Here is a 15,336-nt window from a genome sequence, read left to right on the forward strand (position 1 = left end):
ATGGACTGGCGTCACAACGCCGTTTGCCGCGAGGAAGACCCCGAGCTCTTCTTCCCCATCGGCAACACCGGTCCTGCGCTGCTGCAGATCGAGGAAGCCAAGGCCGTCTGCCGTCGCTGCCCCGTTATCGAGCAGTGTCTGCAGTGGGCGCTCGAGTCCGGCCAGGACTCCGGCGTCTGGGGTGGTCTCAGCGAGGACGAGCGCCGTGCCATGAAGCGCCGCGCCGCCCGCAACCGGGCCCGTCAGGCCTCCGCCTGACAACACCCGCCCCGCAAACAGCCTGAGCTTGGCGGCGCGTACAGCGAGTACGCATCTCCCGCCCCCGAGCCGCAGCGCGCAGTACCCCCGATGCGCAGCACAAGCTGGCAACGAGCATATGAGCCCCGGACCCCTGAACGGTCCGGGGCTTCTTGCTGTGCATCACGGCGAGTTCACGCCTCGTATGCCGTGAGTTCACACACCATCGGAAACCTGCACACCGTCAAAAAGACTCACGCAAAACGAAGTTGAAAAGCCGGCACTTCACTTCTGTGGTCCCGCGTCGCTTCTGCGCCCCACTTCGCTTCTGTGCCCCAGTTCACTTCTGCGCCCGCACCGGAATATCCAGGATCACCTGTGTGCCGCGCTCCGGCGCCGGGACCATGTCGAAGGTGCCGCCCAACTCCCCCTCCACCAGCGTCCGCACGATCTGGAGGCCGAGGTTGCCGGAGGTGTGCGGGTCGAAGCCGGCGGGCAGGCCGGCGCCGTCGTCCTGGACGGTGACCAGGAGGCGGGCCTCCTTGGTGGTGCCGCCGCGGACCGCGGAGACCTCGACCGTGCCGGTGTCGCCCTCGCGGAAGCCGTGCTCCAGCGCGTTCTGGAGGATCTCGGTGAGCACCATGGACAGCGGGGTGGCCACCTCGGCGTCCAGGATCCCGAAGCGCCCGGTGCGCCGGCCGACGACCTTGCCCGGGGAGATCTCGGCGACCATCGCGAGGACCCGGTCGGCGATCTCGTCGAACTCCACGCGCTCGTCCAGGTTCTGCGACAGCGTCTCGTGGACGATGGCGATCGAGCCGACGCGGCGGACCGCCTCCTCCAGGGCCTCCCGCCCCCGCTCCGACTCGATGCGCCGAGCCTGGAGCCGCAGCAGGGCCGCCACCGTCTGGAGGTTGTTCTTCACCCGGTGGTGGATCTCCCGGATGGTCGCGTCCTTCGTGATCAACTCACGTTCGCGGCGGCGCAGTTCGGTGACGTCGCGGAGCAGCACCAGCGAGCCGATGCGGGTGCCCTTGGGCTTGAGGGGGATCGCGCGGAACTGGATGACGCCGTCATGCGCCTCGATCTCGAACTCGCGGGGCGCCCAGCCGCTGGCGACCTTGGCGAGCGCCTCGTCCACCGGGCCCCGGGTCGGGGCGAGTTCGGCGGTGATCTGCCCGAGGTGCTGGCCGACCAGGTCGGAGGCGAGGCCCATGCGGTGGTACGCGGAGAGCGCGTTCGGGGAGGCGTACTGGACGATGCCGTCGGCGTCGAGGCGGATCAGTCCGTCGCCGACGCGGGGCGCCGCGTCCATGTCCATCTGCTGGTCGGGGAAGGGGAAGGAGCCGGCCGCGATCATCTGCGCGAGGTCGGAGGCGCTCTGGAGGTAGGTCAGCTCCAGGCGGCTCGGGGTGCGCACGGTGAGCAGGTTGGTGTTGCGGGCGATGACGCCGAGGACGCGGCCGTCGCGCCGGACGGGGATCGACTCGACGCGGACGGGGACCTCCTCGCGCCACTCCGGGTCGCCCTCGCGCACGATGCGGCCCTCGTCCAGGGCGGCGTCCAGCAGGGGGCGGCGGCCCCGGGGGACGAGGTGGCCGACCATGTCGTCCTGGTAGGAGGTGGGGCCGGTGTTGGGGCGCATCTGGGCGACGGAGACATAGCGCGTGCCGTCGCGGGTGGGGACCCACAGGACCAGGTCGGCGAAGGAGAGGTCGGAGAGCAGCTGCCACTCCGAGACCAGCAGGTGCAGCCACTCGAGGTCGGAGTCGTCGAGTGCGGTGTGCTGGCGTACGAGTTCGTTCATGGAGGGCACGTGTGCGAGCGTACCCGGGGCCTCGGATCCGGCCGAAAACACCCGCGGGCCGCGGCGCCTGGGAGGGACCCTCAACCCTCCCGGCACCGCAGCCCGGAGCAATATCGGCCGCTGGGGTGTGCGGTCCCGGTCGGCCGAAGGTGAGGAGCCGGGGCAGTCAGGGCAGAGAGCTCCGGATCCTCGGTCCGTCCTCCTGTGCGGGGAAGACGGAAGCGGTGGTGCCTCTTCGCACGGCTTCCACACAATTGTGGACTAGACCACTCACGCGTGTCCATGCGTCGGAGGTTGTTCGTTGTTGTCAGTTTCGCGGGCCGGTCACCCGACCCGGGTCCACTGAGGGGACGCCCTCGCATGCACAACGCAGCCTAGCCTGTGTGGGTTCCTGTGCGGGGACAGATGGGGAGGGCAATTTCCGCCATCGCCTGTTCCGCCATCGCCTGTTAGATTGGTCTAAACCACATACCGTCCACTCCGTCCCTCCTCAGAACGGCAGGCCAGCGTGGAAGTAGTCATCGTCCCGGACGCCGGGTCGGGCGGCGAGATCATCGCCGAGGCCATGGCGCGACTCCTGCGGCGCAAGCCCGACGCCCTGCTGGGCGTGGCCACCGGTTCCACGCCGCTGCCCGTCTACCAGGCGCTGACCGCCCAGGTGCGCTCCGGCGCCGTGGACACCTCGCGGGCCCGGGTCGCCCAGCTCGACGAGTACGTGGGACTGCCCGCCGAGCACCCGGAGTCCTACCGCTCGGTGCTGCGGCGCGAGGTGCTGGAACCGCTCGGCATCGGGATGGACGCGTTCCTCGGCCCGGACGGCGCGGCGAAGGACGTGCAGGGGGCGTGCGAGGCCTACGACCGTGCGCTGGCGCAAGCCGGCGGGGTCGACCTCCAGCTGCTCGGGATCGGCACCGACGGGCACATCGGCTTCAACGAGCCGTGCTCGTCGCTGGCCTCGCGGACGCGGATCAAGACGCTGACCGAGCAGACCCGCGTCGACAACGCGCGCTTCTTCGACGGCGACATCGAGCAGGTCCCGCACCACGTGATCACGCAGGGCATCGGGACGATCCTGGAGGCGCGGCACCTGGTGCTGCTGGCCACGGGCGAGGGCAAGGCGGACGCGGTCGCGGCGACCGTCGAGGGCCCGGTCGCGGCGGTGTGCCCGGCCTCCGCGCTCCAGTTGCACCCGCATGCGACGGTCGTCGTCGACGAGGCCGCCGCGTCCAAGCTGAAGCTGGCGGACTACTTCCGCCACACCTACGCGAACAAGCCGGACTGGCAGGGCATCTGAGGCGCCCGCCAATCGCAAGTGAACGCGCGAAGGCGCCGGATCCCTTACGGGGGTCCGGCGCCTTCGGCGTCGTAGGGCCGAGCCCGCTCAGGCAGGCCCTGAGCACCTAGGGGGCCACGCCCGCGATGATCTCCGCCGCCGCCCGGCCGCAGACGCGGGCCGCTCCGTGGGTGGCGACGTGGAGGGCGCCGCGGGCGGGGGCCTGGGGGACGCCCATCTCGACGACGACCGTGTCGGGGCGGGCGGCCAGCAGGGCGTCGAGGGCCGTGGTCATCCAGGGGTGGCGGTGTTCGTCGCGGACCACGGCGACGATCCGGCGCTCCCCCGCCGCCGCCAGCGCCGCCGGCCCCGCGTCCTCGCCGGTGAAGCCGCCCGTCTCGGTGCCGGGCAGGAGCCGGGCCAGTTCCGCGGCCACGCCCCACGGCGTCTCGTCGCCGACGGCGATGTTGGCGACCGGGGTGAGGGCGGCCACGTACGGGGCGTCGGTGAGCGGGGTGAAGCGGTCCGCTCCGGTGAGGCGGAGCGCGCGGCGGGCGGCGAGCAGGCCGACGTCGACGCGCGTCACGTCGTGCGGGGACGGGGCGACGGCCCGCGCCGAGCCGGTCCAGCGGGCCAGCGCCCGCACCCGCCGCGCCGCGTCCGCGAGCCGCTCCTCGGGCAGGTCGCCCGAGCGGACGGCCGTGACGAGGGCGTCGCGCAGACGTCGTACCGTCTCGTCGTCGGCGAGGCCGCCGCCCACGCAGATCGCGTCCGCGCCGGCCGCGATCGCGAGGACGCTGCCCCGCTCGATGCCGTACGTCGCGGCGACGGCCCGCATCTCCATGCCGTCGGTGACGATCAGCCCGTCATAGCCGAGTTCGCCGCGCAGCAGGTCGGTGAGGACGCGGGGGGACAGCGTCGCCGGGCGGTCGGGGTCCAGGGCGGGGACGAGGATGTGGGCGCTCATCACGGCCCGGCTGCCGGCGGCGATCGCCGCGTGGAAGGGGGCTAGTTCGCGTTCGGCGAGGACGTCGGGTCCTGCGTCGACGCGGGGCAGGGCGAGATGGGAGTCGACGGCCGTGTCGCCGTGGCCGGGGAAGTGCTTGGTGCAGGCGGCGACGCCGGCCGACTGGAGGCCGGTGACGTAGGCAGAGGTGTGCCGGGCGACCAGGTCGGGGGCGGAGCCGAAGGAGCGGACGCCGATGACCGGGTTGCGGGGGTCGGAGTTGACGTCCGCCGAGGGGGCCCAGTTGAAGTTCACCCCGCAGGCGGCGAGACGGCGGCCGAGTTCCCGGGCCACGTCCCGGGTCAGTTCCACGTCGTCCACCGCGCCCAGCGCGAGGTTGCCGGGGAAGCTGGAGCCGGTCCGCACTTCGAGGCGGGTGACGTCGCCGCCCTCCTCGTCGACCGCGACGAGCACGTCCTCGCGTTCGGCGCGCAACTGGGCGGTCAGCGCGGCCAGTTGCTCGGGCGAGGCGATGTTGCGCCCGAACAGGCCGACCGAGGCCAGACCTTCGCCGAGGCGGCGGAGCAGCCAGTCGGGGGCGGTGGTGCCGGGGAAGCCGGGCTGGAGGACGGTGAGGGCGTCTCGCGTGAGGGTGTCGGTACCGCTCGCGATTGTCGTCATCGGGGGGCGTTATCCCTTCACGGCGCCCGCGGTCAGGCCCGCGGCCATCTTGCGCTGGACGAGGAGGAACAGGACGACGATCGGTACGGCCATCATGGTGGCGCCGGCCATCATCGGGGCGTACTCGGTGCCGTGCTTGGTGGTGAAGTTGCCGAGCCAGACGGTCGCGGTCTGGTTCTTCTGGCTGAGGAGCATCAGGGCGTAGAGGTACTCGTTCCAGGCCTGGATGAAGCCGTAGACCGAGGTGGCGACCATGCCGGGGGCGAGCAGCGGGAAGACGACGCGCAGGAAGGCGCCGGTGCGGGTGCAGCCGTCGACCATCGCGGCCTCCTCCAGCTCCTTCGGGATGTTGACGATGAAGCCGCGCAGCGTCCACACGGTGAAGGGGAGGATGAACGTCAGGTAGGTGATGATCAGGCCGGTCAGCCGGTCGTACTGGCCGAGGTCGTTCAGCAGCAGGAAGACCGGGATGATCATGGCGACCAGCGGGACCATCTGGACGGCGAGGATGCCGACGATCACGATCTTGCGGCCGCGGAAGGCGAACCGTGAGATGGCGAGCGCGGCCAGCATGCCGACGACGACGCCGATCGCCACGACGGCCAGCGAGACGGCGAGGCTGCGGCCGACCGGGCCCCAGAAGTCGGCGATGTCCAGCGCCCGGCCGAAGTTGGAGAGCGTCAGACCGGTCGGCAGCAGGCTCGGGTCGGGGTCGATGGCGTCCTTGGCCGGTTTGAACGCCGTGTTGAGCATCCAGTAGACGGGGAAGCCGACGGTGACGAAGACCAGCAGGCCGAGGAGGTTCCAGCCGAGCTTGGACTTGCGGCGCTTGGCTGCGGTCCCGGTCGCGCTCACGCTGCTCATGTCGCTCACGCCGCTCACGCTGGTCATGCTGGTCATTCGACGTCTCCGATCTTCAGCATCTGACGCATGTACACGGCGACCACACCGAGCAGGAGCAGCACGGTGATCAGGGCGATCGCCGAGCCCTGCCCGTAGTCGTTGACGACGAAGGCGCGGTCGTAGGAGTAGGTCGTCAGGAGCTGGAACTCGGCTTCGGGGTGTCCGTTGCGCATGACGAAGACCTGGGGGAAGACGCCCATGTCCCAGATGACCGACAGGGTCGTGAGCATCACGATGATCGGCTTGAGGACGGGCAGGGTGACGTACCGGAAGACGCCCCAGGAGCCGGCGCCGTCCAGCCGGGCCGCCTCCTCCAGTTCCTTGGGGACCTGGGTGAGGCCGGCGCTCAGGGTGATCACGACGAAGGGGACGGCTCCCCAGACCACCAGGAGCATGATCACGGCGAGCCCCTGGGGGCCGCTGGCGAACCAGTTGTGGCCGATGAGGTCGACGCCGGGGAGCCTGCTGAGGATCGCGTTGAGGATGCCGTAGTCCGCGTCGAACAGCCATTTGAAGACGGTGGTGGCGACGATGACGGGCATGCCCCAGCCGGCCACAAGGGCGATGTTGACCAGGATCTTCATCCAGCCGGAGACCCGCTGGAGCAGCAGCGCGATGAGCATGCCGACGACCATCGTGAAGATCACGCAGCCGGCCGCGAAGACGATGGTGCGCAGGACCACCGCCCAGAACTCGCCGTCGCTCAGCACCTTGGCGAAGTTGTCGAAACCGACCGACTCGGCGGGCTGGAAGCCCCACAGCTGCGACTGGCCGAACTTCTGGAAGGAGAGCGTGACCAGGCGGACCAGCGGATAGCCCATCACCAGCAGCAGGACCAGCAGGCAGGGGGCGAGCAGCAGCCAGGGGACGCCGGCCCCGCCCGAGGAGCGCCCTCGGCGCGGTCCGCTCGGCGGTCTCGCCGCCGTGGCCGCGGGCGGTGACGGCCGCGTCGGCGGCACTTTGGCGGTGGTCGTGTCTGCGGCACTCATCGGCGCGCTCCTCAGCGGTCCCTCGGTCGTACGGGAAGCAGGGCCCCGTCCCGCTCCCTGAAGGTGACGGGGCCCTGTTCGCAGGTCACTTGGTGTTGATGACCTTGTCGATCGCGGCGTCCGCTTCCTTCGCGGCCTCCTCGACCGTCTTCTTGCCGGTGCCGATGGACTGGAGCATGGTCTGAAGGATCTGGGCCTTCTCGACCTGGCCCCAGCCGGGCGCCATGGGGACGAACCAGTTGGACTCGGCGGCGGTGGCCGGGACCGCCGTCGCCGCGTCGTTCTTGAGGGTCGCGAGGTCGGTCTTGTTGTTGGGCAGGTTGCCCTTGGCCATCAGGCCCTTCTGCCCGGAGGGGCCGGTGAAGGCGTTGATCCACTCGGCGGCGAGGTCCTGCGCGTCCGACTTCACCGGGACGGCGAGGTCGGAGCCGCCCAGGAAGACGGGCAGGTTCTTGCCGGACGGGCCGGGCATCACGAAGTTCTCGAGGTTGCCCTTGAGCTTGCCGGACTTGTCGTTCTCGGGGGCCTCGGAGGTCGCGCCCTCCCAGGCGGCGCCGAAGATCATGCCGGACTTGCCCTGCCCGTAGACGATGTAGCGGTCGGACTCGTCCTTGGTCTTGTCGCCGTGCATGTACTTCTCGACGACGTTCTTGAACTCGGTGAGGCCCTTGACGGACTCGGGAGAGGAGAGGTTCGCCTTCCACTCGCCGCCCGACTCCACGGCGATCGAGCCGCCGGCGTCGTAGACGAAGGACATGGCGGCGTACCAGTCGCGGGTGGGCTGGTACCAGGCGCTGAACTTGTCGCCCTGCTTCTGCTGGAGCTTGTCCAGGGCGCCGGTCAGCTCGGCGTACGTCTTCGGGGCGGTCTTGACGCCGACGGAGGCGAAGAGGTCCTTGCGCCAGTTGCCGACGCGGCCGCCGGCGTAGTACGGGACGCCGTAGGTCTTGTCCTCGTAGGTGACGGAGGCCTTCAGGCCGTCCAGCCAGGCGGAGGAGTTGTCGAACTTGGCGGCGTCGAGGGGGGCGAAGGCGCCCTTGACCATGTAGCCGAGCATCTCGGTGTTGCCCATCTCGACGACGTCGGGGGCCTTGTCGGTGGCCAGGACCGCGTCGAGCTTGGCGTTCTTGTCGGGCCACCCGTAGTACTCATGGGTGATCTTGACGCCCGGGTGCTTCTTCTGGACCGCGGCGTCGGCGGCCTTCACCAGATCCGGCCAGTTGTTCTGGGCGTCGACCGTGAGCCAGACCGTCAGTTCCTTGGCGTCGGCGCCCTTGTCGGAGCCCCCGCCGTCCTTGTCGTCCCCGCACGCCGCGATGGAGACCATCATGCCCGCGACACAGATCGCGGCTGCCAGCTTGCGCTTCACGCCACCCTCCTCAGGGATGCCACCGACCCCCCTGCCTCCCCGCCGGTGAACGTGGGGCCGGGCCTGGACCAATGGTGTAGACCAGTGCGCAGAGCTTGGCTCAGACCAATAGCCCTGTCAAGGGTGCTCGAAACGGCTGTGACCAGCCGTTATGGGACCTACATATGAAGGAACCTTTAAGTAAGAAACCCTCGAAAACATGGACCGCGCGGGGCGCCCGCCCGCTAGACCACTTGCCGGATGGACTAGACCAGCAAAGGGTGCGACGGTATACAGAGGGGATCACGGAACAGCGGGGCACTCGCCGCCGTCTCCGTGCCACGATGTGACCCGCATCCGGAGCCGGGAAGGCAGGCCATGAGCACCGACGTCAGCAGTGCGGAGAACGAGGGTGGGACGACCGTCCGTACCGCGCGCGTGCCCAAGTACTACCGCCTGAAGAAGCACCTGCTCGACATGACGGAGACCCAGGCGCCCGGCACCCCGGTGCCGCCGGAGCGGACGCTCGCGGCCGAGTTCGACACCTCGCGCACGACCGTGCGCCAGGCCCTCCAGGAACTGGTCGTCGAGGGCCGGCTGGAGCGCATCCAGGGCAAGGGCACCTTCGTCGCCAAGCCGAAGGTCTCACAGGCGCTCCAACTCACCTCCTACACCGAGGACATGCGCGCCCAGGGCCTCGAACCCACCTCCCAGCTCCTCGACGTCGGCTACATCACCGCCGACGACACCCTCGCCGAGCTGCTCGACATCAGCGCGGGCGGGCGCGTGCTGCGCATCGAGCGGCTGCGCATGGCCAACGGCGAGCCGATGGCCATAGAGACGACCCACTTGAGCGCGAAGCGCTTCCCGGCCCTGCGCCGCTCCCTCGTCAAGTACACGTCCCTGTACACCGCCCTCGCCGAGGTCTACGACGTCCGTCTCGCCGAGGCCGAGGAGACCATCGAGACCTCGCTCGCCACTCCGCGCGAGGCCGGGCTGCTCGGCACCGACGTGGGCCTGCCGATGCTGATGCTCTCCCGGCACTCGCTGGACAAGGACGGCGATCCGGTGGAGTGGGTGCGCTCGGTGTACCGGGGGGACCGCTACAAGTTCGTCGCCCGGCTGAAGCGGCCGCAGGACTGAGCCGCGGGACCTGGCCGCCCTCGGACCGAGCCGCCTGCGCGACCGGGCCGCCCGATATCCGGACGGGGTCTTCCGCTGGGCTTTATCCGTCACCTACATTGCCTGCGCATTACAACAGGTGATCAACAAGGGGACGGAGTCGCCTGAATGTCGAAAGCCCCGGAAGTCTCGAGAGGGCCGGTGGTGACGCCTGTGCGCGTCGTCATCGCCCTGTGCTTGTTCGCGCCCTTCGTGGCGATGCTGTGGGTCGGTTCGTACGCCAAGGTGGATCCGACGTTCGCCGGCATCCCCTTCTTCTACTGGTACCAGATGCTGTGGGTGCTGCTCTCCACGGTGCTCACGATGATCGCGTACAAGCTGTGGCAGCGTGACCAGCGCGCCCGCGGGGCCGGCGAGGGCCCGGACGTCGCGGACGGGGGTGCGTCGAAGTGAACGACGGCGTGAACGGCGTCGCGCTCGCCGTCTTCATCTTCTTCTTCCTGGCCGTCACGGTCATGGGCTTCCTCGCCGCGCGCTGGCGCAAGGCCGAGAACGAGCACAGCCTCGACGAATGGGGCCTGGGCGGCCGGTCCTTCGGGACCTGGGTCACCTGGTTCCTGCTCGGCGGCGACCTCTACACCGCGTACACCTTCGTCGCCGTCCCGGCGGCGATCTACGCGGCGGGCGCTGCGGGCTTCTTCGCGGTGCCCTACACGATCCTCGTGTACCCGCTGATCTTCACCTTCCTGCCGCGGCTGTGGTCGGTGTCCCACAAGCACGGATACGTGACGACCTCGGACTTCGTGCGGGGCCGCTTCGGCTCGAAGGGGCTGTCGCTGGCGGTCGCCCTCACCGGCATCCTCGCCACGATGCCGTACATCGCGCTCCAGCTCGTCGGCATCCAGGCCGTGCTGGACGTGATGGGCGTCGGCGGCGGCGAGGACACCAACTGGTTCGTCAAGGACCTGCCGCTGCTGATCGCCTTCGGCGTGCTGGCCGCGTACACGTACTCCTCGGGGCTGCGGGCCCCCGCGCTGATCGCGTTCGTGAAGGACACGCTGATCTACATCGTCATCGCGGTGGCGATCATCTACATCCCGATCAAGCTGGGCGGGTTCGACGAGGTCTTCGCCAAGGCGGGCGACGCGTACGCGCAGATCAACCCGGCGACCGACAAGCCGCGCGGCGCGCTGGTGCCGGCCGAGGCGGGCCAGTGGACGTACGCCACGCTGGCGCTCGGCTCCGCGCTGGCGCTGTTCATGTACCCGCACTCGATCACCGCGACCCTGTCCTCGCGCAGCCGTGAGGTGATCCGCCGCAACACCACGATCCTGCCCCTGTACTCCCTGATGCTGGGCCTGCTCGCGCTGCTGGGGTTCATGGCCATCGCGGCCGGGGTCAAGGTCACCAACGGGCAGCTGGCGATCCCGCAGCTGTTCGAGAACATGTTCCCGGCCTGGTTCGCGGGCGTGGCCTTCGCGGCGATCGGCATCGGCGCGCTGGTGCCCGCGGCGATCATGTCGATCGCGGCAGCGAACCTCTTCACCCGCAACATCTACAAGGACTTCATCAAACCGGACGCGACGCCCAAGGACGAGACGCGGGTCTCCAAGCTGGTCTCGCTGTTGGTGAAGGTGGGCGCGCTGGCCTTCGTCCTCACCATGGACAAGACGGTCGCCATCAACTTCCAGCTGCTGGGCGGCATCTGGATCCTCCAGACCTTCCCGGCCCTGGTCGGCGGCCTGTTCACGCGCTGGTTCCACCGCTGGGCGCTGCTCGGCGGCTGGGCGGTCGGCATGGTCTACGGCACGGTCGCGGCGTACGGCGTGGCCTCCCCGACGCAGAAGCACTTCGGCGGCTCCGCCAAGGAGATCCCCGGCATCGGTGAGATCGGCTACATCGGCCTCACGGCGTTCGTGCTGAACGTGGTCGTCACGGTGGTCCTGACGTTCGCCCTGAGGGCGCTGAAGGCCCCCGACGGCGTCGACGAGACGTCCCCGGAGGACTACACCGCGGACTCCGGCGACCCGGGCGTCCAGGTGGAGCTGCCGCCGGCGACGGCGGGAACGAGCCACTGACGCGGGAGACCCGGAGAACCACCGCAGCGGGCCGCCGAAGCACCACGAACGGCGGCCCGCTGTCGTGGACGGGATCACTCTCCTCACCTGTGAGTTGACACTCTGAAGCCGCCACGACACAACATCTGGGGGTGGCGTGACAGGTGGGCACAAGATGTATGCTCGTGCTCGCTGTCGCCGCAGGGGAATCCGGTGCGAATCCGGAACTGTCCCGCAACGGTGTACTCGCGTGTTTCCGCACGCTTGTTCAGTCCGAGGACCTGCCGCCAGCGCATCCGGCCCATCCGGTCCGGGTGCCAGACGTCCGGGTCTCGCGGAGTGGGCCGGTGGACGCGACGCCGTGTGCGCTCGTGTGCTGCCCCCTGCCCTCCGCCAGGCCCCCGCCGAGCGAGGGAGAGCCCCACGTGACCATCGCGCCAGCCGATCCGGCTTCAGCAGCAGTCGCCCCCGTGGAGGACGACGGTCCGGGTGCCGCACTGCTGCGGACCCTGACCGAGCTGACCGCCGACCTGCCCGACGCCGACCCCGGACGGGTCGCCGCCGCCGCGCTGCGCGGCCGCTCCGCTCGGGGGACCTACGACGAGGTCACGGCGGAGCTGCGCGAACTGGCCACGGAGGCCGCCGCGGGCCTCATCTCCGAGGACCCCGCCTACTCCCGGCTGGCCGCCCGGCTGCTGACGATCGGCATCCGCGCGGAGGCCGCCTCCCAGGGCGTCACCTCCTTCACGGAGTCCGTCGCCGTGGGCCACCGCGAGGGCCTCATCGCCGACCGCACCGCCGAGTTCGCCCGCCTGCACGGCCGCCGCCTCGACGCGCTGATCGACACGGGCGCCGACGACCGCTTCGGCTACTTCGGCCTGCGCACCCTGCACAGCCGCTACCTGCTGCGCCACCCGATCACCCGCAAGGTCGTCGAGACGCCCCAGCACTTCCTGCTGCGCGTCGCCGCCGGCCTGGCCGAGGACGACTCCGCCCGTTCCGTCGACGAGGTCGCCGCGCTCTACGGGCTGATGAGCCGCCTCGACTACCTGCCCTCCTCCCCCACGCTCTTCAACTCCGGCACGCGGCACCCCCAGATGTCGTCCTGCTACCTGCTCGACTCCCCGCTGGACGAGCTGGACTCCATCTACGACCGCTACCACCAGGTCGCCCGTCTCTCCAAGCACGCCGGCGGCATCGGGCTGTCCTACTCCCGCATCCGCTCCCGGGGTTCGCTGATCCGCGGCACCAACGGGCACTCCAACGGCATCGTGCCGTTCCTGAAGACCCTGGACGCCTCGGTCGCCGCCGTGAACCAGGGCGGCCGGCGCAAGGGCGCGGCGGCGGTCTACCTGGAGACCTGGCACTCCGACATCGAGGAGTTCCTGGAGCTGCGCGACAACACCGGTGAGGACGCCCGGCGTACGCACAACCTGAACCTCGCGCACTGGGTGCCGGACGAGTTCATGCGCCGGGTGAACGCCGACGAGCAGTGGTCGCTGTTCTCCCCCGCCGACGTGCCCGAGCTGGTCGACCTGTGGGGCGAGGAGTTCGACGCGGCCTACGCCAAGGCCGAGGCGAACGGCCTGGCGAAGAAGACCATCCCGGCCCGTGAGCTGTACGGCCGCATGATGCGCACCCTCGCGCAGACCGGCAACGGCTGGATGACCTTCAAGGACGCCGCCAACCGCACCGCCAACCAGACGGCCGAGCCGGGATCCGTCATCCACTCCTCCAACCTCTGCACGGAGATCCTGGAGGTCACCGACGACGGCGAGACCGCGGTCTGCAACCTCGGTTCGGTGAACCTGGGCGCGTTCGTCGACACGGCGACCGGCGACATCGACTGGGAGCGGCTGGACGAGACCGTCCGCACGGCCGTGACCTTCCTCGACCGCGTCGTCGACATCAACTTCTACCCGACCGAGCAGGCGGGCCGCTCCAACGCCCGCTGGCGTCCGGTCGGCCTGGGCGCGATGGGCCTCCAGGACGTCTTCTTCAAGCTGCGGCTGCCGTTCGACTCCCCCGAGGCCAAGGCGCTCTCCACGCGGATCGCCGAGCGCATCATGCTCGCCGCGTACGAGGCCTCCACCGACCTCGCCGAGCGCAGCGGCCCGCTGCCCGCCTGGGACAAGACCCGCGCCGCGCGCGGTGTGCTGCACCCCGACCACTACGGCGTGGAGTTCACCTGGCCGGAGCGCTGGGCGGCGCTGCGCGAGCGGATCGCGTCCGTCGGGATGCGCAACTCCCTGCTCCTGGCGATCGCGCCGACCGCCACGATCGCCTCGATCGCGGGCGTCTACGAGTGCATCGAGCCGCAGGTGTCCAACCTGTTCAAGCGCGAGACGCTGTCCGGCGAGTTCCTCCAGGTCAACTCCTACCTGGTGCAGGACCTCAAGGCGCTGGGCGTCTGGGACGCGCGCACGCGTGAGGCGCTGCGTGAGTCCAACGGCTCGGTGCAGGACTTCGCCTGGATCCCGGCCGACGTGCGCGCCCAGTACCGCACGGCGTGGGAGATCCCGCAGCGCGGTCTGATCGACATGGCCGCCGCCCGCACCCCGTACCTGGACCAGGCGCAGTCCCTGAACCTGTTCCTGGAGACGCCGACCATCGGCAAGCTCTCGTCGATGTACGCGTACGCGTGGAAGTCGGGTCTGAAGACCACGTACTACCTGCGCTCGCGTCCGGCGACCCGCATCGCCCGCGCGGCCGGTTCCCAGGCCCGGCCCGCGAAGACCATCCCCGTCCAGCAGGCGCCCGCCGAAGACGCCGTCGCCTGCTCTCTGGAAAACCCCGAGTCCTGCGAGGCCTGCCAGTAATGACCACCCAGAACCTTCTCGACCCCGGCTTCGAGCTGACTCTCCGTCCGATGCGCTACCCGGACTTCTACGAGCGCTACCGGGACGCCATCAAGAACACCTGGACCGTGGAGGAGGTCGACCTCCACTCGGACGTCGCCGACCTCGCGAAGCTGTCGCCGTCGGAGCAGCACCTCATCGGCCGTCTGGTCGCCTTCTTCGCGACGGGCGACTCGATCGTGGCGAACAACCTGGTGCTGACGCTGTACAAGCACATCAACTCCCCGGAGGCGCGGCTGTACCTGTCGCGCCAGCTCTTCGAGGAGGCCGTGCACGTCCAGTTCTATCTGACGCTGCTCGACACCTACCTCCCCGACCCGGAGGACCGCAACGCCGCCTTCGCCGCGGTCGAGAACATCCCCTCGATCCGCGAGAAGGCCGAGTTCTGCTTCCGCTGGATGGACTCGGTGGAGAAGCTGGACCGCCTGGAGACCCAGGCCGACCGCCGCCGCTTCCTGCTGAACCTGATCTGCTTCGCCGCGTGCATCGAGGGCCTGTTCTTCTACGGCGCCTTCGCGTACGTCTACTGGTTCCGCAGCCGGGGTCTGCTGCACGGCCTGGCCACCGGCACCAACTGGGTGTTCCGTGACGAGACCATGCACATGAGCTTCGCGTTCGACGTGGTCGACACGGTCCGCAAGGAGGAGCCGGAGCTGTTCGACGACCAGCTCCAGCAGCAGGTCACCGACATGCTGCGGGAGGCCGTCGAGGCCGAGCTCCAGTTCGCGCGCGACCTGTGCGGCGACGGTCTCCCGGGCATGAACACCGAGTCGATGCGGCAGTACCTGGAGTGCGTCGCCGACCAGCGTCTGACCCGGCTCGGCTTCGCCCCGGTGTACGGCTCGGAGAACCCCTTCTCCTTCATGGAGCTCCAGGGCGTTCAGGAGCTGACCAACTTCTTCGAGCGCCGGCCCTCGGCGTACCAGGTGGCCGTGGAGGGCAAGGTCGACCTGGACGAGGACTTCTGAGCCGTCGCCTCCTTCGTGGCCGTCTCCTTCAGCTGGCGGTCGAGGGGGGGGGGGGGGGGGGGGGGGGGGGCCGGGGGGGCGCGGCGCGGCGGGGGGGGGGGGGGGGGGGGGGGGGGGGGGGGGGGGGGGGGGGGGGGTTGTGTGGGG

General features: G+C 69.9%; 12 protein-coding genes and 1 riboswitch. Of the genes, 7 read left to right on the forward strand and 5 right to left on the reverse strand.

The genetic code is table 11. The features are described from left to right. The gene (locus tag ACFYX4_RS30850; RefSeq protein ID WP_003992873.1) at positions 1-258 is read left to right on the forward strand and encodes a WhiB family transcriptional regulator; all 258 of its coding nucleotides are present in this window, start codon (positions 1-3) and stop codon (positions 256-258) included. A 319-nt stretch (positions 259-577) separates the two neighbouring features. Here the strand turns inward: ACFYX4_RS30850 and ACFYX4_RS30855 are convergent, their stop codons facing one another. Beyond that, the gene (locus tag ACFYX4_RS30855) at positions 578-2,044 is read right to left on the reverse strand and encodes a PAS domain-containing sensor histidine kinase (RefSeq protein WP_389340202.1); all 1,467 of its coding nucleotides are present in this window, start codon (positions 2,042-2,044) and stop codon (positions 578-580) included. A 508-nt stretch (positions 2,045-2,552) separates the two neighbouring features. Between ACFYX4_RS30855 and nagB the strand changes: the two genes are divergently transcribed. Further along, on the forward strand, positions 2,553-3,338 hold the full coding sequence (gene nagB, locus ACFYX4_RS30860) for a glucosamine-6-phosphate deaminase (protein ID WP_389340166.1): 786 nt from the start codon (positions 2,553-2,555) through the stop codon (positions 3,336-3,338). Between the two features lie 106 nt (positions 3,339-3,444). Here the strand turns inward: nagB and ACFYX4_RS30865 are convergent, their stop codons facing one another. The 4 genes from ACFYX4_RS30865 to ACFYX4_RS30880 form a co-directional block, all read right to left on the reverse strand. Continuing rightward, entirely contained in the window at positions 3,445-4,944 is a 1,500-nt protein-coding gene (locus tag ACFYX4_RS30865; protein ID WP_389340168.1) for a glycoside hydrolase family 3 protein, read from the reverse strand. 9 nt (positions 4,945-4,953) lie between these two features. Continuing rightward, positions 4,954-5,808 carry a carbohydrate ABC transporter permease gene (locus ACFYX4_RS30870; protein WP_389340204.1) on the reverse strand — a complete coding sequence of 285 codons (855 nt, stop codon included), beginning with the start codon at positions 5,806-5,808 and terminating at the stop codon, positions 4,954-4,956. Between the two features lie 32 nt (positions 5,809-5,840). Beyond that, positions 5,841-6,836, reverse strand: a complete 996-nt coding sequence (locus ACFYX4_RS30875) for a carbohydrate ABC transporter permease (protein ID WP_389340170.1) — start codon at positions 6,834-6,836, stop codon at positions 5,841-5,843. An 85-nt stretch (positions 6,837-6,921) separates the two neighbouring features. After that, a complete protein-coding gene (locus ACFYX4_RS30880) occupies positions 6,922-8,205 on the reverse strand; it encodes an extracellular solute-binding protein (RefSeq protein ID WP_389340172.1) in 1,284 nt (427 codons plus the stop codon). A 357-nt stretch (positions 8,206-8,562) separates the two neighbouring features. Between ACFYX4_RS30880 and ACFYX4_RS30885 the strand changes: the two genes are divergently transcribed. The 5 genes from ACFYX4_RS30885 (at position 8,563) to ACFYX4_RS30905 (ending at position 15,189) form a co-directional block, all read left to right on the forward strand. Then, complete coding sequence (locus tag ACFYX4_RS30885; RefSeq protein WP_389340174.1) at positions 8,563-9,327, forward strand: GntR family transcriptional regulator; 765 nt, start codon at positions 8,563-8,565, stop codon at positions 9,325-9,327. A gap of 147 nt (positions 9,328-9,474) precedes the next feature. Further along, positions 9,475-9,759, forward strand: a complete 285-nt coding sequence (locus ACFYX4_RS30890; RefSeq protein ID WP_389340176.1) for a DUF3311 domain-containing protein — start codon at positions 9,475-9,477, stop codon at positions 9,757-9,759. Next, positions 9,756-11,384, forward strand: a complete 1,629-nt coding sequence (mctP, locus tag ACFYX4_RS30895) for a monocarboxylate uptake permease MctP (protein ID WP_389340178.1) — start codon at positions 9,756-9,758, stop codon at positions 11,382-11,384. Before ACFYX4_RS30890 ends, mctP begins: the two co-directional genes overlap by 4 nt. 148 nt (positions 11,385-11,532) lie before the next feature. Then, positions 11,533-11,667: riboswitch (cobalamin riboswitch) on the forward strand. Positions 11,668-11,788: 121 nt separating this feature from the next. Continuing rightward, positions 11,789-14,182, forward strand: a complete 2,394-nt coding sequence (locus ACFYX4_RS30900) for a ribonucleoside-diphosphate reductase subunit alpha (protein ID WP_389340180.1) — start codon at positions 11,789-11,791, stop codon at positions 14,180-14,182. Then, complete coding sequence (locus ACFYX4_RS30905; protein WP_389340182.1) at positions 14,182-15,189, forward strand: ribonucleotide-diphosphate reductase subunit beta; 1,008 nt, start codon at positions 14,182-14,184, stop codon at positions 15,187-15,189. Before ACFYX4_RS30900 ends, ACFYX4_RS30905 begins: the two co-directional genes overlap by 1 nt. The last annotated feature ends 147 nt before the right edge of the window (positions 15,190-15,336 follow it).

It is taken from the genome of Streptomyces sp. NPDC002328 (assembly GCF_042890065.1).
In the GTDB taxonomy this organism is placed as follows: domain Bacteria; phylum Actinomycetota; class Actinomycetes; order Streptomycetales; family Streptomycetaceae; genus Streptomyces.

Coding starts and splice junctions, on each gene's coding strand:
- ACFYX4_RS30850 (WP_003992873.1), top strand. CDS start 1: ATGGACTGGCGTCACAACGCCGTTTGCCGCGAGGAAGACCCCGAGCTC.
- ACFYX4_RS30855 (WP_389340202.1), bottom strand. CDS start 2,044: ATGAACGAACTCGTACGCCAGCACACCGCACTCGACGACTCCGACCTC.
- ACFYX4_RS30865 (WP_389340168.1), bottom strand. CDS start 4,944: ATGACGACAATCGCGAGCGGTACCGACACCCTCACGCGAGACGCCCTC.
- ACFYX4_RS30870 (WP_389340204.1), bottom strand. CDS start 5,808: ATGAGCAGCGTGAGCGCGACCGGGACCGCAGCCAAGCGCCGCAAGTCC.
- ACFYX4_RS30875 (WP_389340170.1), bottom strand. CDS start 6,836: ATGAGTGCCGCAGACACGACCACCGCCAAAGTGCCGCCGACGCGGCCG.
- ACFYX4_RS30885 (WP_389340174.1), top strand. CDS start 8,563: ATGAGCACCGACGTCAGCAGTGCGGAGAACGAGGGTGGGACGACCGTC.
- ACFYX4_RS30890 (WP_389340176.1), top strand. CDS start 9,475: ATGTCGAAAGCCCCGGAAGTCTCGAGAGGGCCGGTGGTGACGCCTGTG.
- ACFYX4_RS30905 (WP_389340182.1), top strand. CDS start 14,182: ATGACCACCCAGAACCTTCTCGACCCCGGCTTCGAGCTGACTCTCCGT.